The sequence below is a fragment of the Paenibacillus sp. E222 genome (assembly GCF_013401555.1).
Taxonomy (GTDB): Bacteria; Bacillota; Bacilli; order Paenibacillales; family Paenibacillaceae; genus Paenibacillus.
This window is the reverse complement of record NZ_CP058552.1, coordinates 585632-606571: the sequence shown is the minus strand read 5'-3', so window position 1 is coordinate 606571 and position 20940 is coordinate 585632. Positions and strand designations below refer to the sequence as shown.

The 20940-nt window shown below is 49.0% G+C and carries 17 protein-coding genes; all 17 read left to right on the top strand.

The window, feature by feature from the left end:
• Positions 1–128: 128 nt before the first annotated feature.
• Positions 129–1010, top strand: a complete 882-nt coding sequence (locus tag HW560_RS02615) for a carbohydrate ABC transporter permease (protein ID WP_063567994.1) — start codon at positions 129–131, stop codon at positions 1008–1010.
• Positions 1011–1847: a carbohydrate ABC transporter permease gene (locus tag HW560_RS02610; RefSeq protein WP_076290578.1), complete on the top strand. Its 837-nt coding sequence runs from the start codon at positions 1011–1013 to the stop codon at positions 1845–1847.
• 604 nt (positions 1848–2451) lie between these two features.
• Positions 2452–3750: an ABC transporter substrate-binding protein gene (locus HW560_RS02605; protein WP_090904199.1), complete on the top strand. Its 1299-nt coding sequence runs from the start codon at positions 2452–2454 to the stop codon at positions 3748–3750.
• A 492-nt stretch (positions 3751–4242) separates the two neighbouring features.
• Complete coding sequence (locus HW560_RS02600) at positions 4243–4833, top strand: TetR/AcrR family transcriptional regulator (RefSeq protein WP_179261920.1); 591 nt, start codon at positions 4243–4245, stop codon at positions 4831–4833.
• 78 nt (positions 4834–4911) lie between these two features.
• Positions 4912–6933, top strand: coding sequence for an alpha/beta fold hydrolase (locus tag HW560_RS02595; RefSeq protein ID WP_179261918.1), 2022 nt, complete (start codon positions 4912–4914; stop codon positions 6931–6933).
• Positions 6934–7161: 228 nt separating this feature from the next.
• Positions 7162–8112 (top strand): DUF1177 domain-containing protein, encoded by a 951-nt coding sequence (locus tag HW560_RS02590; protein ID WP_090904202.1) that lies wholly within the window; start codon positions 7162–7164, stop codon positions 8110–8112.
• Positions 8113–8208: 96 nt separating this feature from the next.
• Positions 8209–8880, top strand: coding sequence for an AroM family protein (locus HW560_RS02585; protein ID WP_179261916.1), 672 nt, complete (start codon positions 8209–8211; stop codon positions 8878–8880).
• Positions 8881–8899: 19 nt separating this feature from the next.
• Entirely contained in the window at positions 8900–9850 is a 951-nt protein-coding gene (locus HW560_RS02580) for an aminopeptidase (protein WP_179261914.1), read from the top strand.
• A gap of 229 nt (positions 9851–10079) precedes the next feature.
• Positions 10080–10712, top strand: coding sequence for an aspartate/glutamate racemase family protein (locus HW560_RS02575; RefSeq protein WP_090904204.1), 633 nt, complete (start codon positions 10080–10082; stop codon positions 10710–10712).
• Between the two features lie 396 nt (positions 10713–11108).
• On the top strand, positions 11109–12641 hold the full coding sequence (locus HW560_RS02570) for a PucR family transcriptional regulator (RefSeq protein WP_179261912.1): 1533 nt from the start codon (positions 11109–11111) through the stop codon (positions 12639–12641).
• Positions 12642–12953: 312 nt separating this feature from the next.
• Positions 12954–13964: an ABC transporter permease gene (locus HW560_RS02565; protein ID WP_170867904.1), complete on the top strand. Its 1011-nt coding sequence runs from the start codon at positions 12954–12956 to the stop codon at positions 13962–13964.
• Between the two features lie 51 nt (positions 13965–14015).
• Positions 14016–14891 carry an ABC transporter permease gene (locus HW560_RS02560; RefSeq protein ID WP_063568004.1) on the top strand — a complete coding sequence of 292 codons (876 nt, stop codon included), beginning with the start codon at positions 14016–14018 and terminating at the stop codon, positions 14889–14891.
• Positions 14892–15154: 263 nt separating this feature from the next.
• Positions 15155–16738 (top strand): ABC transporter substrate-binding protein, encoded by a 1584-nt coding sequence (locus HW560_RS02555; protein WP_090904207.1) that lies wholly within the window; start codon positions 15155–15157, stop codon positions 16736–16738.
• 95 nt (positions 16739–16833) lie between these two features.
• Positions 16834–18171 (top strand): M20 family metallopeptidase, encoded by a 1338-nt coding sequence (locus tag HW560_RS02550; protein WP_257031636.1) that lies wholly within the window; start codon positions 16834–16836, stop codon positions 18169–18171.
• A 59-nt stretch (positions 18172–18230) separates the two neighbouring features.
• Positions 18231–19208: an ABC transporter ATP-binding protein gene (locus tag HW560_RS02545; protein WP_090904208.1), complete on the top strand. Its 978-nt coding sequence runs from the start codon at positions 18231–18233 to the stop codon at positions 19206–19208.
• Positions 19205–20167 carry an ABC transporter ATP-binding protein gene (locus HW560_RS02540; protein ID WP_090904209.1) on the top strand — a complete coding sequence of 321 codons (963 nt, stop codon included), beginning with the start codon at positions 19205–19207 and terminating at the stop codon, positions 20165–20167. The genes HW560_RS02545 and HW560_RS02540 overlap by 4 nt, the downstream gene beginning before the upstream one ends.
• Before the next feature lie 257 nt (positions 20168–20424).
• A complete protein-coding gene (locus HW560_RS02535; RefSeq protein ID WP_090904210.1) occupies positions 20425–20877 on the top strand; it encodes a chemotaxis protein CheW in 453 nt (150 codons plus the stop codon).
• Positions 20878–20940 lie beyond the last annotated feature (63 nt).

The following is a 20940-nucleotide window of genomic DNA, read 5'->3' as shown; positions in this document are numbered from 1 at the left end:
GGTTGCAGGTTAAGAAAGGACAATATTTTACACCCAACTGTTCACCAGGGTCGGTGTTTCCCTGTGCGAGATTGGAGTTTAATAGAACAAGAGACCAATTTCATCCATCTATAGAAGGGGAGAACGATATGAAGCATCGCAAATCTTCACAGCTGTTACAGCAGCTTGTGTTCGTGGGTCCCTCCATCGTCTTTTTTATTCTCATTATCGTGGTCCCTTTCCTGCTTGGCATGGTGTATTCCTTTACCGACTGGAACGGGGTGTCGGCGAACATTCATTGGGTAGGATTCGACAATTTCAAGCAAATTTTTGCGAATGATCCCAAGTTTCTATCTGCGTTTTGGTTTACGGTGCGCTTCACCGTGGTTGGTGTAATCTTGACCAATGTTATCGGTTTTTTCCTGGCGTATTTCCTGACCAAGCCGCTCAAGACGAGAAACTTTCTGCGCACGATCTTTTTTATGCCTAACGTGATCGGTGGATTGTTACTCGGCTTTATCTGGCAGTTCATATTTGTGAAAGGGTTTTCAGCAGTAGGCGACGTAACCGGATGGTCCTTCTTCAACCTCCCATGGTTGGGAGACGAGCCGACCGCCTTCTGGGGTATCGTCATTGTATTTGTCTGGCAGACCGCAGGGTATCTGATGGTTATCTACATCTCGTCCTTGACCAACGTATCACCCGATCTGCTGGAAGCTGCAGAAATTGATGGTGCCAGCCGCTGGCAGGTACTGCGCAGCATTATTTTTCCGCTCATTATGCCGGGAGTCACAATCTGTCTGTTCCTTGCCATCTCCTGGTCATTCAAAATGTTCGATCTCAATCTGTCGCTGACCAAAGGCGGACCGTTTGGATCAACAGAATCGGTAGCGCTGAATATTTACAATGAGGCTTTTGTGAATAATCGGTACGGCATCGGTACAGCCAAAGCACTTGTGTTCTTCGTCATCGTTGCCATTATCACCATGATTCAGGTGCGTGTGACGAAGAGCAAGGAGGTGGAGGCATAGATGGAAACGTCAAAAAATTACCGCTTCAGTACCATTGTAACCGAGATTGTTATGGTGCTCATTGGTTTATTGTTCCTGGTTCCGTTTTACTTCCTGTTTGTCAATTCAGTCAAAACATTCGGTGACCTGCTTACCAATTCGGCCGCATGGCCGGAGGTGTTCCAATGGGGCAACTATGCAAACGCCTGGGAGAAAATTAAATTCCCGTCAGCCCTGATGAACTCGCTCATCGTCACCGTAGTCAGCAATCTGCTGCTCGTGTTGATTAGCTCCATGGCCGCCTACCGAATGGTACGCAGCGATACGCGCTTCAACCGGATTTTGTTCGGCGTGTTTATTGCCGCCATGGTGATTCCGTTTCAGTCTATCATGATTCCACTCGTTACCGTAACCAGTAATCTTGGACTGATCGATAGCCTCTTCGGACTCATCATCTGTTATCTTGGTTTTGGCGCACCGATGTCCATCTTCCTGTTCCACGGATTCGTCAAATCAGTTCCGCTCGAAATTGAAGAGGCAGCTCGGGTGGATGGAAGCTCCGCCTACGGCGTGTTCTTCCGGATTGTATTCCCGCTCATGAAGCCGATGTATGTAACCGTCATCATCCTGAATACACTCTGGATCTGGAATGACTATCTGCTTCCATCCCTGATTCTGCAAAGCTCCAATTTGCGTACCATTCCGATTGCGACCTTTGCGCTCTTCGGACAATATACGAAGCAATGGGATCTTGCCCTGCCTGCACTGGTGCTTGGCATCATGCCAATTATCATCTTCTTCCTGCTGATGCAGAAATACATCATTCAGGGCATTACCGCTGGATCAGTTAAAGGGTAAGTACGGGGTAGGAGCCACTCCGGGATCATGTGGGGGAGCGAGGGAAGTCCACTCCGAGATCATGTGCACTTACGGTCGCAGTTGCTCCTCGGTGGCCTGAATGAATGAAGGCAAAGAAGCCACCAAGTATCAAAGGCGAGCGCTTCGCTCCTCCAGCGCATCATGATCCCTCCGCTCCGACCTCGCACGGAGGTGAGCAAAGGGATTCAGGCCCGCAAAGCATGGGCCTGACTCCTGGGAAAAAGATAAAAACATGGGTCAAAGTTCTAACGAACTCACAGCATCTTATGAGGTGAATAATTGAGGTATAGAAAGTTTAACGAACCTCAGTAACGCTAGTCTGGTGCAAAACGGCATCAGAGCCTTAAAAATCGACCATATCGGCGAAATAACGCTTCCAGGATTCGTTAGAATGCAAACCATAGCAAATAGGAGCGATTAGCGTGCGCTGGGTTCGTTAAACTGGATGAACGAGATCACTAAGTAAGTGCAGGGGTTAACGACTTGCGGAATTTCGGTTGTGAATCAATCGCCGCCTGCATCCTGGTGGCTAAAAAATGCAACGAAGCTGTTATACTGAAACTACTATAGGGAGAGTGTATGTATGAAAAGAATGACCAAGTTGACGTTGCTTATGCTGATTGCTTTTTCTGTAATGCTTGCGGGTTGTGGCAACGGAGATAAGAGTGGAAGTCCTGTCAACACAGACACCCAAGGTGGCGGAGAGGCTGCTGCAGGAGACAAAACGATTAAAATATTCCAGTACAAAGTCGAAATTGCGGAAGCGTTTAACCGTCTCAAAGCGGAATATGAGTCCTCCCATCCAGGAATTAAGCTGGACATTCAGACCGTGGGCGGCGGCAGTGACTACGGTGCTGCATTGAAAGCCAAGTTCGCTGCTGGCGAGCAACCGGACATTTTCAACGTTGGTGGTTATCGTGAGCTGGACACATGGCTCGAATACCTGGAGGATCTGTCAGGTGAAGCATGGGCAAAAGATGTGCTTGAAGTTGCCAAAGAGCCGATGACCAAAGACGGCAAACTGTATGGACAGCCGCTGGCACTGGAAGGCTATGGCTTCATTTATAACAAAGACCTCTTCCAAAAAGCAGGCATCACTGAAATTCCAACGACACTGGAACAATTGGATCAGGCTGCACAAAAGCTTCAGGCTGCAGGCATTACCCCGTTCTCCAATGGATATCAGGAATGGTGGGTACTCGGCAATCATAACGTAAACGTGGCATTTGCGAATCAGGCAGATCCGGTGAAATTTATTCAAGGTCTTAACGAAGGTACGGAGAAAATCCCTGGCAATCAGGTGTTCACGGACTGGATGAACCTGCTCGACTTGACGCTGAAATACAGCAACAAAAACCCGCTCACAACCGACTACAACACTCAGGTAACCCTGTTTGCCAGTGGGGAAGCAGCGATGATGCAGCAAGGGAACTGGACGCAGGTACAAATTGATGGCATTGATCCTAATCTGAATCTCGGCATTCTGCCGATGCCAATTACGAATGAACCGAACGACAAATTGTTTGTTGGCGTACCGAACTACTGGGTTGTGAACAAGAATTCGCAAGTGAAACCGGAAGCGAAAGAGTTTCTGGAATGGCTCGTCACATCCGACATCGGGAAACAGTATATGACCAAAGAATTCAAGTTTATCCCGGCATTCAGTTCCATTCAGGCATCCGAAGAGGATCTGGGTGACCTCGCAACGGATATCATGAAATACAGCCAGGAAAACAAAACATTAAGCTGGAACTTTAACCGTTTCCCTGAGGGTGTTCCACAAGAATTCGGCAGCACGATTCAGGCATATGTAGCAGGCAAATCGGACAAAAAAGCCCTGCTTGACGCATTGCAGCAAAACTGGGATAGTCTGAAAAAATAATCACTCGGATGAGCTATCCGTATAAGTGTATAAGTAAAATAGTGCTGTCTCATCCTTGAATGGTTATCCACATACTAGTATCCACAGGCTATTGGAGCCATTCGCAACTGATTTGATTCGATGGACAGTTCATATTATGTAATTCATATTTCGAGTATCTCGAGCCTCGAACAGGTCAGCCAGAATTTCATTCTGGTTGGCCTGTTTTATTGTAAGTGGACGCCATCATCATTGCCGAATGGAAGAACAAATGGCGAACCCGCTCTTGAAATGTGGATAACTCCATCATATGGTGAGGCCCAATGACATATTTAACACAGAGTTAATACTATATGTGGATATCCTGTGTGTACAATGTTCTAAATGTGGACAAGTACGAGAAATATTTGGGCAAAGATCATCTTTTGTTAACAACATAACTTGTATTTGTTTGATTAGTACTGTATAGTTCTATTTATGAAAAATTCAAATTCAAATTCAAATTCTGCTTCTATGAAATCCAAAAGTTCCAATCCGGTTAATCGGACCAAGGCAGTCGAAGTGGCTGCTCAGTTATTTTTGCGTCAGGGTTACAGCTATGTCAGCATGGATGAGGTCGTGCGGGCAAGCGGGGTATCCAAATCGAATATTTATTACCATTTCAAAAACAAGGAGGAATTGCTCCAGGCCGTGGTGCAGTACTGGATTGCCCAGTATGAATCGGAGATCTACCTGCTGCTCAGTCAGCGTGAACGAGAGGTCACAGAACGGATCTATTCGTTTATGGCCTTACTGTCCGCAGGCATGGAAGGGCGCGATTATAAAGGGAGTTGTCCGTTTATTACATTGTATATGCAGACACCAGCCAGCGCACCCGAAGTGAAAGAGAGCATAGCCCGTTTCTTCCGTGAGCTGCAGCCGATGATGGAAAAGCTGTTGCAGCAAGGGGTGGAGCGTGGCGAATTTCGTAAAGGGATTGAGCCGGGACCCGCGGCTGCTTTATTTATCGCTGCATTCGAGGGTTCACTTGTACTCGCGGAGACTGCACGTGATATAGGGATAATTGAACAGTCAGCACGTACATTTTGTCAGATGCTTCGGTAAACGAAGCTCTTTTTTTGATCATAACTAGTACTGTATAGTACTAAAATAAATAATACTAAAAAGGGAGAGAGATTAGAAATGAGTATACATAATTCATCATCATCATTAAACGCAGGAGGTAAGACTGATTCCAATCCAGCTAAGAACAACATAGCGACTGAATCAACCACTATTTTGATGACAGGCAGTACCGGATTTATAGGCAAGGAGGCAGTAAAACAACTTGGGCACAGTGAAGTGCAGTTATTACTGCTTGTACGCTCGGAATCCAAAGCGAGGATGGTTCTGAATGCATACGGAGTAACGGATTTCAGCCGAATAACTTGTATTCAGGGAGATCTGTCAGCTCCTGGCCTCGGACTGACCAAAGCTGATCGTGAACGTGCTCTTCAGGCCAATGTCATAATTCATGCAGGTGGGACGATGGATGTCACATTGCAACCGAAGGTGGCAGAACAGATTTTTATGAATGGAGCAAGAGGGATGGCCGAATTGGCCGAAGAAATCCAGCGTAAACAAGGATTGAGGCACTTTATCCACGTGGTTGGTTTTATGAGTCCGTATGGAAGGAAGGATTCTCCGCCTATATCTTCAACGAATGAAGATGTTGGGGATAAGTCGAGCGGTCAGAAGTCATTGATTAGCAAAGCCTTCCATTCGGAAAGTGCTTATGAACATATGAAATTCGAAGCGGACCGCTATATTCGACAGCACGCTGAGCAGCATTCGTATGTCTTATCTGTTGTTAACCCGAGTACAATCGTGGGTCCATATCCTACAGGGGCAACCGAACAAACGGGTGGAATTGGCATGATGATACAGGCAATGAGAAGGCGTAGAATGCCGGTGATTCCTGGTGGTCGACAGCATTGGCTGCCCCTTGTATCCAATGATGTGGTTGCAAAGACCCTTGTTTTTCTGACTCAGGACAGTCATCCATCCGGCGGGACATATCCCTTGTTGTCCAGAAAAGCGGACGGTCCGGATATGAAGGAACTGATTCGGCTAATGGCGGTTGAGTTGGATGTATCTGCACCTCGATGGTCAGTACCTCTGCCCATGATCCATGCAGCGATGAAGGCTGGTGGTACAAAGATCAGCGGAATACCGCCTGAATCGATCGCGTTTATTACCAAACAGGAGTTTGAAGTGCAGCAGACGGAGCGGTTATTTCGACGAATGGGACTAAACTTGCCTGAAGTTAGCGAGCTATTACCTTACGTAATAGCCGATTTGGATTATCGTTTCAGCTATCCTGCACAGGAGGATCTGCCTCAGAGCTGGACTCGGACACGTAAGGGCAGTCTTGCGGTGCTGCTCCATGAGGGTCAAGGGGAGCCGTGGGTGATTGTTCATGGTTTGATGAGCAGTGCTGACGATATGATCCCGCTGGGAGATGCGCTATGGAGTATGACGGGAAACCCTGTATGGCTTGTGGATCTTGCCGGATTTGGGCGTTCTCCGGTTCATCGGAACAAGATAATAGGGGCGGCCTTCAAAGGGCAGGTCGAAGCGATGCGAAGTGTGCTGGATGAGATACAAGGTCCTGTCAAACTGTTAGGACATTCTGTTGGGGCAGCCATAGCCGCGGCGGTGATGCAGGAGAGTGGACGTGAAAATATCCAGCTTGCCTTGCTGCAACCCGTATGGGGAGCTTCAAAAGACGGAATGCAGCGCCTGATATCAAGGCTCCCGAGAAGAATGCTGCAAGGACTGTTATCTCGGATGACTCCACAGCAAGTGGCTGGACAGTTAAAAAGAGCAGATGTTTCGGAGATCAATCCAACTCTGCTGAAAGGTTATGCGAGAAGAGTTTCTTCTGGTTTGAAGTCTCCCCGCATCGCAGGAGCGAATGCTGATTTGCTCCACTGGATACAGTCTCATTCAAATGATAAAGTGTCGCAGACAAGTGCAGATGCGCAGCGCACACTTATGGTTTGGGGGACAAACGATAAGGGATACGCGCGCCCCGAAAATATCCATTCCTCCGTTCAACATGTGGAACTTCCCTATGGGCACCAATTTCCCCTGTTTCATGCGGAAGAAACTGCTTCGCTGCTTGTGGAGTGGCAAATGAAAAGAGGGTATGCGAAGAAATGAAGTGTGCATTCCCAAAATTACATGATATTCAAGTCGCTCGATAATAAAATGTTAAATTATATTACACATACAGTTAGATAAACGGAATGAAAACGTTATTTTCACTTCCATTTATACTTGTCGCACAATAAAACGATGCTCATTTTGGCAAGGCAGTACATTGTGAGCCTCTTCTGAACTGCGATAGACTTGATTTCAAGATCAACAGCTAAGAGGAGGATGTGTACAATGCCACTTCAAAAAACGTTATTGGCACTGGACGCGCTGGACAGCGCTTATGTAAATGGTGAAAGTGTAAAGCAACTATTTGTTCAATACCCACAGGTTTCCGTTGAAGTGCTGACCGTACAAGGGGAAAAGGGAAGCACGGATTTTGTTAAAATCATCATCCCTGGTACACAAGGCAAGCTGTCGGGAGGGCAGGCCCCGACCATGGGGATTGTCGGACGACTGGGTGGAATCGGTGCCCGTCCTACACGCATCGGACTCGTCTCGGATGCCGATGGCGCCGTTGCTGCTGTCGCAGCAGGACTGAAACTCGCCGATATGCAGACCAAGGGTGATTCGCTTAAAGGTGATGTCATTGTAACTACGCATATCTGTCCGGATGCTCCCACGCTTCCGCATGAACCGGTTGATTTTATGGACTCTCCGGTCGACATTTTGCAGATGAACGAACATGAGGTTCTACCTGAGATGGAAGCCATTTTGTCCATTGATACAACCAAAGGAAACCGGGTGATTAACCATAAAGGCATCGCCATTTCGCCAACAGTGAAAGAGGGATATATTTTACGGGTGAGCGATGATTTGCTCCGAATTATGGAGATGACCACAGGGCAGCTGCCTGTGACTTTCCCGATTACAACGCAGGATATTACGCCATACGGCAATGACTTATACCATATCAATTCCATTTTACAGCCAGCTGTGGCTACACATGCACCCGTTGTAGGCGTAGCTGTAACCGCACAATCCGCAGTTCCGGGATGCGGCACAGGAGCGAGCCATGAGGTTGACATTGCAAGCGCAGTTCGTTTGGTCGTGGAGACAGCCAAGGAATTTACGAATGGCACCTGTTCTTTCTACAATGTGGAGGAATATAACCTGATTACTCGTCTATATGGATCAATGAAAGTACTTCAGACCCCAGGAATCCAGGCAGCTCCGTCAGCATAGTTTAGTCGAGAAGTTCACGGTTAACGCGGCAGGTGAAAATAATGCTGTGGACATACGTGGCTTCTACAGCCGATCTGATATGTAGGAGGCTAGAACATGACCAAGCAGCTTGGCATGATTACGATTGGACAAGCTCCGCGAACCGATGTTGCGCCTGTCATAGAAAAGTATCTGGAGGGGCGGGCGGAACTCCTTCAGGTCGGAGTGCTGGACGGGCTGTCGGCAACTCAGATTGCTGCGCTGGCCCCGGAACCTGGTGAATATGTGCTCACTTCCCGTCTACAGGATGGCAGTGCGGCTATCGTATCCCGTGAAAAAATCAGACCGATGCTGAATCAAAAGATTCGTGAATTCGAAGCAATGGGTGTCCCCAATATTCTGCTGCTGTGCACAGGTTCCTTTCCAGGTCTGCGTTCAGTCAAGGTGCACCTCATTGAGCCTGACCGCATTATTCCTCCAGCCGTACAGGCGATGGCCGATGGCCGCCGTCTGGGGCTTATCGGACCATTGCCAGAGCAAGCGGGACAGCTTGATTTGAAGTTTTCCTCCCTGGTCCAGCCTGCGTTTGCCGCTGCTTCTCCTTATACATCCGGGGAGGCTGAGTTCCGGCAGGCGACGGAATCATTAAAGGGGCGTGTTGAACTTATTTTACTGGATTGCATGGGGTATGATGAGCGCCACCGTCAGTGGGTTGCCAATGCCAGCGCAGGAATCCCAGTCATTTTGTCGAATGCTCTAATGGGGAAGCTAGTAGCGGAAATGGTCTGACACAGGAGGAGACGAACCAATGAACCAGCAACGAATTGACGTCAGTAAAAATGTTTTGGTGGAATGCCTTGGACTTCGCAGTGGTGAGACACTGGCTGTCGTAGCGGATGATGCCAAGAGAGAACTGGCCGAGTCCATATATGAGGCAGGCAAGGCACTGGGAGCAGATGCGGTACTAATGGTGATGAAGGAACGGAGCAAATCCGGTGAAGAGCCGCCTGCGCCGATTGCCGAAGCGATGAAGTGTGCAGATGTCGCAGTGTGCGTAACTCGTTATTCATTAACCCATACGCAGGCGCGTAAACAGGCGGCAGCTGCTGGAACCCGGGTAGCTACGATGCCGGGCATGACGGACGATATGTTCATGAACGGAGCCATTACCGCAGAATATCCCAAAGTGAAGGCATTGACAGATAAGGTTACGGCCATGCTGAGTGCAGGGAGAAGTGTCCGTATCGAAAAAGATGGACACCAGCTGTCGTTCTCCATTCAGGGTCGTAATGGCGTGCCGAGCACAGGTATGTACCTCAATCCAGGTGAATCCGGCAATTTGCCTTCCGGTGAAGCGTACATCGCCCCCGTTGAAGGCATTGGCGAGGGTGAAATCCTGGTGGATGGCTCAATTGCAGGAATAGGTGCGATCAGTGAACCTGTTCTACTGACAGTTAGAGAAGGGCGCCTTGTTACAGCAACTGGCGTTGAAGGAGACAAGTTGTTATCCATGCTGGGTGAAGGGGATGGTCGGATTCTTGGCGAATTTGGCATTGGCACCAATGACAAGGCCCGAATTACAGGTGTTGTCCTGGAGGACGAGAAAGTCTACGGTACGATTCATGTTGCTTTTGGAAGTAATAATACCTTTGGCGGCACAGTTGCAGCAGGTGTTCACATTGATGCCGTTGTGCAGAAGCCGGATGTGTACATTGATGATGTGTTGATTATGCGTCAGGGAGAACTGCTCGATCAATAACAGAGCAGAATATTCAAGGGATAACCTTGTAGATCAAAAAAAAGTGAATGAGAGCGTATGCACAACATATCCACAGTGGGGACCAATGCGTAAATTACGCGGTAGTTTTAGCGACAAATACACAACATATTCACAATATATAAAGAGATATCCACATAACTGGGGGTAACTATCAACAGTTTGTGGGTAACATATGCACAAGATATCCACAGCCTGGGGAGGAATGCTGATGTTGGGTCTTATCAGAGTGATTACGCTTCATCATGAAGAAGATATCCACAGACACGGGGCATTGATTGAAGGACGTTATGGCATTCAGGTTCGGAGTCGCTGCATTCCCGATCAACCGCTGGGGGTATATGATCAGGCCACAGAGCTTGAATCGATTCCCAAAATTGTGGATCTGGCACGAAAACTGGAACAGGAAGGCTGTACCTCCATCGGTATCAGTTGTGCAGCCGATCCGGCTCTCGCAGAAATGCGTGCCGCTGTTGACATCCCAGTCTATGGTGCTGGATCATGTGCAGCACATCTTGCGCTCACTTCAGCGGCGCGTGTAGGTGTATTGACCATCCTTGAGGAAGTGCCTCATCTAATTCGAGGAATACTAGGTGATGCCTATATTGGGATGGAGCGTCCCGAAGGTGTGGTAACTACGCTGGATCTCAACACGCCACAGGGGCGAATCGCGGCTATGGAAGCCGCCAGAAGACTGAAGGCGGAGGGCGCCGAGTCCATTGTTCTTGCGTGTACAGGTTTTGCAACGATGGGATTCGCCTTGGAAGTGGAAAAAGAACTGCATATCCGGGCGCTTGACCCGATCTATTCATTGGGAGCAGCTGTGTCTGCGTTGAATGTCTGATCTATGGAATGCCGGATGTGGATATGTGATGATTTTATATTTGGGTTAATTTGATGTTGACGCCGATGCAATGTGTATAACTGCATCGGCGTTATTTGTGTTGGATAAGGTGTTATCGGGGCTCTTGGAATAGCATGGCGCAGGTGTGCGAGGAGCGTGGATATAATTATCCTATTTTGTAATGTGAAGCGATAAAGTAATGAATTTATTTTCCATGCAATTAACTTCTACTAACAACGTATTGTTAATACTATAATTTATAAAATGAATACATAACATACGGATATCACAGAAATTCCCGTTTTTTTTGATCAGATAGTCTGGTAAACTATCCAAAAAAATTAGATACAGTATGCAAAAATGATTTGCAAATCTGGCTCAGGGTGGTCGATAGGTTTGAAAACGACAGGTATAACATTGAAAGAACTGTTGAATATTCCTATACTCAGCAAGGCCAAAGTCATTAGTGGGCACCAGGGATTGGATCGGGTTGTGCGGTTCGTGGATATTATGGAGGTGCCCGATCTGCAAGGGTGGTTGCGAGAAGGCATGCTTATGCTGACGACAGCCTATTCAATTCGTGATAATCCCGGCTTGCTCGGAGAACTAATCTATACACTTAATGAAGCAGGGGCGGCTGCTCTGGCTATCAAGCCTGCGCGTTTTCTCAAAGAAATCCCGAAAGAAGCCGTTGCAGCCAGTAATGACTGCGGCCTGCCCATCATTGAAATTCCTCCGGAAATACCCTACATGGATATTACGCAGCCTGTTATGGAATTGGTACTGGATCGACAGGCCGCACTTCTCCGCAGGTCAGAGGAAGTATATCGGACACTGATGACCATGGTACTTGAAAACAGCGGAATACAGGCGGTGGGGGACAATGTGGCTGAGCTGCTTCAGGCACCCGTGGGTGTTATCGACAATGCTGGTCAGATGATTGTGTCTTCACCGCCGGATTATGAATGGAAAGAAGCTGTGGACCCGCTCGTATGGGAGATAAATCTCGATCGGCGAAAGGTCGCCCGACTGCTGGTGGACAAGGACTCCCTGGATGAGATGGAACAAGTCGGTATTGAGCAAGCCAGATTAGTATTATCCCTGGAATTGATGAGAAACAAGGTGGCGGAAGATACCGAATTGCGTCTGCGGGGCAACTTCATTGACGAACTGCTGACACCACCTCTGCTGCTGCCACATGAGGCCGAATCGAGAGGTCGCAAGCTTGGCATGAATCCGGAGCATGTATGGGAAGTAGCCGTGATGGAAGGTGAGACTGCTCCAGATGAAGACCTATTGACGGAATTGCTTGGTCAGGAGGCCAGAAAACGGAGGGTAGCGCCTCATATTGAGTTTCGGACCAACAGGGCGGTGCTCTTCTTGCCAACACCGGAATCCCGGGATGCGGCATGGAAGGATGACGTTCAATCCTGGTCTGATACGATCGGGCTATGGCTCGAAGATCCGGCCAACAAGCTTGGACAATTCAGAACAGGCGTAGGCACCCAGGTTCCACTTTGGAATATGCATCAAAGCTATGGCGAGGCCAGAAATGCCCTGCTCGTATCCTCCCGCTTGTCCGGTGGGCGTACAACCCGGTTTGAGGACGTGGAGGTATATCATTTGTTGAGTGAAACGGCGAATGATCCAGGTTTTGCGGCATTGTTTGAACGGAAGCTGGGGAAATTGCGTGCTTATGATGATGAGCACAGCGGGGATTTGCTGCGTACGTTTTTTTATTATCTGGAGAGCAGAGGCAGCCTGATCGAGACTGCAAACCGCCTCTATATTCACCGGAATTCCGTGAAATACCGACTGGAGCGAATACGGGACATTACGGGCTTCGACCTGAATCACCCGCGTGAACAATTTGTCTGTCATCTGTGTCTTGTGTATTACTACATGAAGCAGGATAAACAAGAGGTGTAGGTCCTGCCAATCGGACATTTGTTTCTACAGCAATACCAACGATGAACTTTATGGTAGATATAGGTCGAAAAATGACGAACTATGTCTTAGAGTGTAATTTAACATGACATTAATAGGAGACATTAGTGCACAATCGACAAACGGTTGTGCTTTTTTTTAGCTAAAAGGGACGTAGTTCGACGCTCCGATTCTAGGTAAAATAAGCACAATTACAAAGAAGAGACGAATAAACAGTCAAGTTTTCAAGACTGGGCCGTCCACAGAGAACCGTAAAACAGCAAGTGAGACATGAGAGTTAAAGGGGTTGATCGATTGTTTGCTTACACGCTCCGAAGGCTGCTGCAGATGATTCCGGCACTGATCGGCATTGTGGTGATTACCTTCATCCTGTCCCGCGTTCTTCCGGGAGATCCCGCCATTGTCATGGCTGGCGAACAGGCCACGGATGATGTCATTGCCAAAATCCGAATGGACATGGGATTGGACAAGCCATTATTTGTACAGTTTTTTAGTTACGTGGGACAGTTGCTTCAAGGGAATCTGGGATTCGCCTACCATACCGGTCATACGGTGCTAAGTGATTTCGCTACCCGCTTTCCGGCAACCATTGAGCTGACGTTGGCCAGTGTGATTATAGCCATCTGTGTTGCGATTCCGGTAGGCATTATCGCTGCAACTCGAAAAGAGTCCTTTATCGACCACATCTCCAGAGTGTTCTCCTTGATTGGAGCATGTGTACCCATCTTCTGGCTGGGACTGCTGTTTATTTACATCTTCTATTCCATCCTCGGCTGGGCTCCGGCTCCAATGGGACGCATCAGCGGAGACCTCAATCCACCGACGCATATCACCGGATTGTATGTCGTAGACAGTCTTATGACCGGAGATATGGTTGCACTCAAAAGCAGTCTTGCGCATTTGCTGCTTCCGGCCATCTGCCTGAGCACAGGGACAATGGCAATAGTGGCACGTATGACCAGGTCCAGCATGCTGGAAGTCATCGGACAGGACTATGTGCGTACCGCACGAGCCAAAGGCTTGAGCGAAACCGCGGTCGTCGGCAAACACTCCCTGATCAATGCGCTGATTCCCACGTTGACCGTTCTTGGTCTTCAGTTTGGCGGATTACTCGGTGGTGCGGTCATCACGGAAACTATCTTTTCCTGGCCCGGTGTCGGCGGTTATGTCACAGATTCGATTCTGGCCGCCGATTATGCACCAATTCAGGCCTTCACACTGGTAAGTGCCATTCTGTTCAGCTTTATAAATCTGGCGGTGGATCTGGTCTATGGATTGATTGATCCACGAATCCGTTATGAATAGGGTCGCCGCGAAAGGAGGAGTACCGCTGTGAGTACTGCCGCACCGACTTCCATGGGAACCAAACCTGCACCGGCGGTTGTTCCCAAACCCAAAACCTTTCTGAGATTGTTGCTCCGCAATCGGCTCGCTGCCATTGGTCTGGCCTTTATCGTCATGTGGACTGTCATTGCAGCTATTGCCCCCTGGATTGCCCCGTATGATCCGTACGTGACGAATACGGCTGTGAAGCTGGAATCGCCATCAGGTGGTCACTGGTTTGGTACCGATAACTATGGTCGTGACATTCTGAGTCGTGTTCTGTATGGAGCTAGAATCAGCATCTGGACAGGCTTGATTGCCGTCAGCATCTCGTTTGTCATCGGGGTTCCGCTGGGCGGAATCGCTGCTTACTACGGCGGACGTACTGGCAATATCATCATGCGGGTAATGGATGTATTGCTTGCATTTCCCTCGCTGGTACTCTCCATGGCCATCGCGGCTTCCATCGGCAACGGACTGACGAGTGCCATGATTGCTGTAGGGATTGTGGGCATTCCCGAATTTGCCAGATTGATGTATGGGCAGACGGTATCCCTGCGCGAAAAGGAATACGTGGAGGCAAGCAGAGCCATCGGTGTGAGGGACAGAGTGATATTGTTTCGCCACATCTTGCCGAATGCTTTGGCACCACTGTTGGTACAAGCCACACTCGGTATGGGCTTTGCCATCCTGACGGCATCCAGTTTGAGTTTTCTCGGTCTTGGCGTCAAACCGCCTACAGCCGAATGGGGGGCCATGATCTCTGAAGGTCGGGAGTATATCATTTCCGGACAATGGTGGCTCGTGACATTCCCTGGACTGGCTATAGCCACATCCATTCTTGGCTTTAACCTGCTCGGAGATGGTTTCCGTGATGTACTGGACCCAAGGTTGCGTTCGGGAAAATAGAGGTGGGTCACCACCGACCTCTACAGAACCGATTCATAGATAGCTGGATGGTGGAACGGACTTGCGGGGAATGCCTTGGACTAATGGCATGCAAGGTTCCATCGCCGGCAGTAGGCAGAATGAATGCTGCTGCGGTTGGTATCAGGAAATGGGTAAGTTGCTTTCCAAGGTACTGGTGCACACATTTGCTTTGTCTAATAAAAGCTGCAACGTTTTACAGTATCACATCATAAGACTGGTTCAAAAAGGGGAGGAAACTAAACATGAAAAAGCTCAAATGGTTTTCTGCAATGATTGCTCTTACCGTTGTTCTTGGCGGCTGTGCCAGCAATGCCAACCAGCAGCCTGCGGCATCCGGCTCAGGAGAGGAAACAAAACCCGCGCCAACACTGACGGTTGCTTACTCTGAGGGGGGAACCACGATGGACCCGGCGGAAGCGAATGACCTGACCTCGGACACTTTGGTACTGGCAACCTATGATCAGTTGGTAACCTATGGTGTCAAAACGGTGGATGGTGCTGACGTAGCCAACACGGAGGATATTCAGCCGATGCTGGCCGAGAGCTGGGAAGTGTCTGATGACAATACAACGTATACGTTCAAAATCAAAAGCGGTCTGAAATTCCAAAGTGGAAATCCGGTCAATGCGGATGCGGTTGTGTACTCTTTTGACCGTGTGGCGAAGTCCAGCTCCGGCAGCTTTCTATACGGAATGGCCGACATCAAGAGCGTGACAGCCAAGGACGACTCCACCGTCGAGATCGTACTTAATAAAGCAAACCACATGTTCACCCAGATCATTGCCATGTATACCTTCTCCATTGTGGACCAGAAGCTGGTCGAGGAAAAAGGTGATGATTATCTGAAAACGAATGCTGCCGGTTCAGGCCCGTTCACGCTTGAAAAATGGGACCCGGCCAGTGAAGCAGTCTTCCAGGCCAACAACGACTACTGGCAGGGTGCACCGAAACTCAGCAAAGTTACGCTGAAATTCACGAAGGAAGCCTCCAACCGTGTTCTGCTGCTGAACAAGAGTGACGTGGACATGGCGATCGAGATTCCTCCCAAAGATGTTGCAGCTTTGCAGGAGAACAGTGATTTGACCATCAAGTCCAATGCGAGTAACCGCATTTTGTTCTTCGCGATGAACAACAATGTCAAACCGTTTGATAATGAAAAAGTGCGTCAGGCCATCAACTATGCGATCCCTTATGATCAATTGATTAACGATGTTATGTACGGTCAAGCCAAAGAGATGAAAAGTGCTGTAGCAAGTAACACACCGGGCTTTACGGATGCAGGCTATGTGTACGAGTACAATCTGGACAAAGCCAAGGCGTTGTTGAAAGAAGCGGGTTATGCGGAAGGGTTCAGCTTTGACTTTACCCTCGGTTCCGGCTTTGACGACTGGGAGTATGATGCGGTTCTGATTCAAGCAGAGCTGGCCAAGATCGGTGTCAAAATGAACATTAACAAAGTCGCTCGTGCACAGTTCCTGGAACAGCAAAAAGAAGGGAACTTAGTCTCTTACATCTCCAAATGGACTTCATTTGTTAACGACCCTGGGTACCATCTGGGCTTCCTGCTCTATGGCAAAGGCTCTTCCAACTACATTCATTACAACAATGCGGAAGTTAACAAGCTGTGGGAAGAAGCAGGTGCCGAACCGGATCAGGCGAAACGCAACGAGCTATACATGAAGGCACAGGAGATTATTACGACAGAAGCGCCATGGGCGTATCTATACGAATACAACCGGGTTGTCGGCATGAATAACAAGGTCAGCGGATACGTGTATTATCCGGATGAGGTTCTGCGTTTCTACCCGCTTAGCAAAGAGCAGTAAACGAACGGACGATCTGGGGGACAGGCAATCATGCCTGTCTTCTGACGATTCGTACGGACCACCATACAGCCCATATTGAAAGGAGCCTGAACAGGATGGATTGGAAAAGGAAGGTACTTGATGCAATCGAGGAAGGCCAGGACGAATTACTGGAGCTCTGTTCACAGCTGATTCGTTTTCCGACGGAGAACCCTCCAGGGGATTCGCGTGAGATTAGCGCTTTTATTATCGAATATCTGCATCGGGCTGGAATAGACACCAAAGTACATGCGGCAACGGAAACGATGTTTAACCTGATCTCGACGTTACACGGAGAAGGCGCGGACAAGTCAGACAAACATCTGATTTTCTGTGGTCATACGGACGTTGTGCCAGCCGGGGATCTTTCCCGTTGGGATTTTGATCCGTTCTGCGGTGAAATCAAGGACGGATATATGCTGGGACGCGGGGCATCCGACATGAAAGGCGGGCTTGCTGGCTTAATCTTTGCGACGGTTATTCTGGCGAAGCTGGGTGTTCCTTTGCGTGGTGATCTGTCGCTGATGATTGTTCCAGATGAAGAAACAGGCGGTGACCTGGGGGTACCGTGGGTTCTGGAACGTGGTCTTGCAACCGGAACTGCCGCGGTAATTGCAGAGCCGTCCAGCCCGCAGCATCCAACCATTGGACAAAAGGGAAGCTGCTGGTTTGAATTTACGGTGGAAGGGACACCGGGTCATGGCAGTCTTCAACCTATTGTAGGCGATAATGCGATTGTGAAGGCAGCTAAAGGCATTGAAGCCTTGCAGCGGCTGTGGGACATCAAGCCAGACATCCCGGAAGAGGTGAAGGAGATTATTCGCATCTCGCAGGAGTATGCGCGTGATCGGGAGAAGGCAGGTCTGGCTTATCAGGTGTTCGACCATGTCACGGTGAATATCGGTTCCATTCAGGGTGGAACCAAGGTGAATGTGGTAGCGGATCGCTGCACTGTTCAGGTAGACTCTCGCGTTCCATTTGGTGTGGATTACCGGGATGTATTGGACCGTGCTCGCTCGCTTCTGCTTGAAGCAGGAATAGAATCGGAGCTGAAGCCGTTTGGCTTCCAGGGCAACGCCAACTGGACTCCAGCGCATGAACCAATCGTGAGCCAACTGGTGGAGAGCATCAGCGAAGTGAGCGGCGAAGAGGCGTACGGTGTGCTGCAATGGGCATCCAGCGATGCACGCCACTTCCGTAATCATCAGATTCCGGTATTGCAATATGGTCCGGCAGAGCTGTCCACAATTCATAATTTCAACGAAAAAGCACCCGTATGGCAGATTATCCAGTGCGCCAAAGTATACGCGCTGAGCGCGCTTAAATATTTGGGCGTGGAAGGTATGGAAGATGAAATGTCCTTGAAGAATTCGAAGACTGCTGCTTCCGAAGAAGCTACGACGTCCAAGCGTTAATTCTTTTAGAAGAAAAAAGAAAAAAAGTTCAAAACGTAATGGTAGGGGAGGGGAACAACATGGCTGAACTGCTCGAAGTTTCGGATTTGCGGACAGAATTCATCACGGATGCAGGCGTAATCCGTGCAGTGGACGGGATCAGTCTTTCCATACGGCAGGGTGAAACGCTGGGTATTGTCGGAGAATCGGGATGCGGGAAAAGTATTACATCGTTATCAATCATGCAGCTGCTCCCCAAAAAGATCGGACGCGTGGCGTCAGGGGAAGTCCGTTTCCAGGGGAAAGACATGCTTAAGCTGTCCGGGCGAGAAATTCGTCGAATTCGGGGCAACCGAATGGCCATGATTTTCCAGGAGCCGATGACCTCGCTCAATCCGGTATTCAAAATCGGCAAACAAATCTCGGAAGCGGCACGATATCATCTGAAGCTGGGCAAAAAAGAGGCTTGGACACGGTCGGTTGATATGCTTCGCAAAGTCGGCATTCCCCGTCCTGACAAAATTGCAGAACAATACCCGCACCAGCTCTCAGGTGGCATGCGCCAGCGGGTGATGATTGCCATGGCGATGGTGTGCAGTCCGCAGCTGCTCATTGCAGATGAACCGACAACAGCCCTGGATGTGACCATCCAGGCACAGATTCTGGACTTGATGCGTGACCTCCAGCGGACGGAGAATATGGCAATCATGATGATCACTCATGATCTCGGCGTAGTAGCTGAGATGTGTGATCGCGTCATGGTGATGTATGCCGGACAAGTGGTGGAAGAGACGGATGTCAAAACCCTTTTTGCCGATCCCAAGCATCCATATACTCGCGGTCTACTCGCTTCGCTGCCGCAGCTTGCAGGGGATCAGGATCGTCTTCAATCCATTCCAGGTCAGGTGCCGAATCCGGCCCATATGCCTTCCGGCTGCCGTTTTGCCCCTCGTTGTCCGGTGAAGGAAGCACGATGCGAGACGATACAGCCCGAATTACTGGAGACAGCACCAAGCCACAGCTGCCGCTGTCTGCTGCAACAGGAGGGGATTATATGAGTGCGATATTGGAAGTCAGAAACCTCAAGAAGCATTACCCTATCCGCAAAGGCCTGTTCTCCAAACAGGTCGGTGCCGTCAAAGCAGTCGATGGTGTAACACTGTCTGTGGAGCGCGGGGAAACACTCGCCGTGGTTGGAGAGTCCGGCTGCGGAAAATCCACCACGGGGCGTGCCATCCTGCGTCTGATTGAACCAACAGATGGTGAAGTATTCTTCGAAGGCAAGGATGTACGGAAGCTGCCGCCAGAAGAGCTGCGTCGTTTCCGAACGGATATGCAGATGGTGTTCCAGGACCCATACGCCTCCCTTGATCCTCGATGGACAGTACAGCGTACACTGGAGGAGCCGCTGCTTACCCACCACAATCTGGGCAAAAACGAGTTAAAGAGCCGAATCGAAGAACTGATGGAAGTGGTCGGATTATCCCCCTACCAGGCACATCGCTTTCCGCACGAGTTCTCGGGTGGACAACGCCAACGGATCGGGATTGCCCGTGCTCTCGCTTTGAATCCCAAATTCATTGTGTGTGACGAGCCTGTGTCAGCGCTGGATGTGTCCATTCAGGCACAGGTGCTGAACCTGATGCAGGATCTGCAGGAACAATTTGGACTGACGTATATGTTCATCTCTCATGACTTGTCTGTCGTTAAGTTCATCAGTGATCGTGTGGCTGTCATGTATCTGGGCAAAGTGGTCGAGCTTGCGCCAACATCCGAACTGTTTACCGAGGCGCTGCATCCATATACCAAAGCATTAATGTCCGCTGTTCCGGTTCCTGATCCGAATGTGCAAAAGGAACGGATCGTCCTGGGCGGCGATGTGCCCAATCCGGAAAATCCACCGTCCGGCTGCACCTTCCATACCCGCTGTCCGTATGTGAAGGACGAATGCCGCTCCGTCATCCCGGAGCTGCGGGAGATTTCACCAGGGCGTCAGGTGGCGTGCCATTTGTATTAGAGTGATCATTCGAACTGAAAAATACGTTCAGAAAATGCAAACAAACTCCCGGTTTACTTGGAGCTCTGTTTGCATTTTTCTTTTTATATCTGCTCTGCTGCCTTTATTTTCTGACGATAGAATCTTCATATTAAGAAATGGGTAAAAATTTATCTCGCTTTAACCGATATAAACACAGAGAAAGCAACATGAAATGTAATGATTCATGATCAAGATGACTATAAAAAGCTTCTATTGAAACTGAAAACAAGAAGGGTATGAAAACATCTATGGATGAGGAAGTTCAAATTCAATACATCAATTTCTCGGTCGGAAATCAGATTTGTGCGCTTCGAATTGATGAAGTTCATGAAATTATTAAAATGCTCCCGGTAACCACCGTTCCTTTTGGCAGTCCTGAGATCAAGGGTTTCACACCCTTGTACGGCAAAGTGGTCTCTGTTGTGAGTGTCCGCGTCCTGCTCGGCATGCCTGACGAGGAGCCTACACCTTCGACGCGTATCATTGTTGTACCTTACCACGACGATTATGTACCGCTCGTCGTCGATTCCGTGGATTCCGTGGTGATGTATGATCGGTTTGAAGAGCCTACGGAAGAATATCGACGTTACACAACGGGCATATTCAAGGAAATCGCACACAATGACGATCATGAGGCGGGCATTCTTAATTTGGATGTATTGCTCGGTAATTTAACCAAATCGCAGTAAACGCAACGTTGAAATGTTATATACAAAGCACATATCCGCTTGATTTAGATAATGCTCCTTATC

What these genes read in the sequence shown, in the direction of transcription:
- HW560_RS02605 (WP_090904199.1), top strand. Translation starts at nt 2,452, where the DNA reads ATGAAAAGAATGACCAAGTTGACGTTGCTTATGCTGATTGCTTTTTCT.
- HW560_RS02550 (WP_257031636.1), top strand. Translation starts at nt 16,834, where the DNA reads ATGGATTGGAAAAGGAAGGTACTTGATGCAATCGAGGAAGGCCAGGAC.
- HW560_RS02600 (WP_179261920.1), top strand. Translation starts at nt 4,243, where the DNA reads ATGAAATCCAAAAGTTCCAATCCGGTTAATCGGACCAAGGCAGTCGAA.
- HW560_RS02615 (WP_063567994.1), top strand. Translation starts at nt 129, where the DNA reads ATGAAGCATCGCAAATCTTCACAGCTGTTACAGCAGCTTGTGTTCGTG.
- HW560_RS02595 (WP_179261918.1), top strand. Translation starts at nt 4,912, where the DNA reads ATGAGTATACATAATTCATCATCATCATTAAACGCAGGAGGTAAGACT.
- HW560_RS02585 (WP_179261916.1), top strand. Translation starts at nt 8,209, where the DNA reads ATGACCAAGCAGCTTGGCATGATTACGATTGGACAAGCTCCGCGAACC.
- HW560_RS02555 (WP_090904207.1), top strand. Translation starts at nt 15,155, where the DNA reads ATGAAAAAGCTCAAATGGTTTTCTGCAATGATTGCTCTTACCGTTGTT.
- HW560_RS02580 (WP_179261914.1), top strand. Translation starts at nt 8,900, where the DNA reads ATGAACCAGCAACGAATTGACGTCAGTAAAAATGTTTTGGTGGAATGC.
- HW560_RS02560 (WP_063568004.1), top strand. Translation starts at nt 14,016, where the DNA reads ATGGGAACCAAACCTGCACCGGCGGTTGTTCCCAAACCCAAAACCTTT.
- HW560_RS02575 (WP_090904204.1), top strand. Translation starts at nt 10,080, where the DNA reads ATGTTGGGTCTTATCAGAGTGATTACGCTTCATCATGAAGAAGATATC.
- HW560_RS02545 (WP_090904208.1), top strand. Translation starts at nt 18,231, where the DNA reads ATGGCTGAACTGCTCGAAGTTTCGGATTTGCGGACAGAATTCATCACG.
- HW560_RS02535 (WP_090904210.1), top strand. Translation starts at nt 20,425, where the DNA reads ATGAAAACATCTATGGATGAGGAAGTTCAAATTCAATACATCAATTTC.
- HW560_RS02610 (WP_076290578.1), top strand. Translation starts at nt 1,011, where the DNA reads ATGGAAACGTCAAAAAATTACCGCTTCAGTACCATTGTAACCGAGATT.
- HW560_RS02590 (WP_090904202.1), top strand. Translation starts at nt 7,162, where the DNA reads ATGCCACTTCAAAAAACGTTATTGGCACTGGACGCGCTGGACAGCGCT.
- HW560_RS02540 (WP_090904209.1), top strand. Translation starts at nt 19,205, where the DNA reads ATGAGTGCGATATTGGAAGTCAGAAACCTCAAGAAGCATTACCCTATC.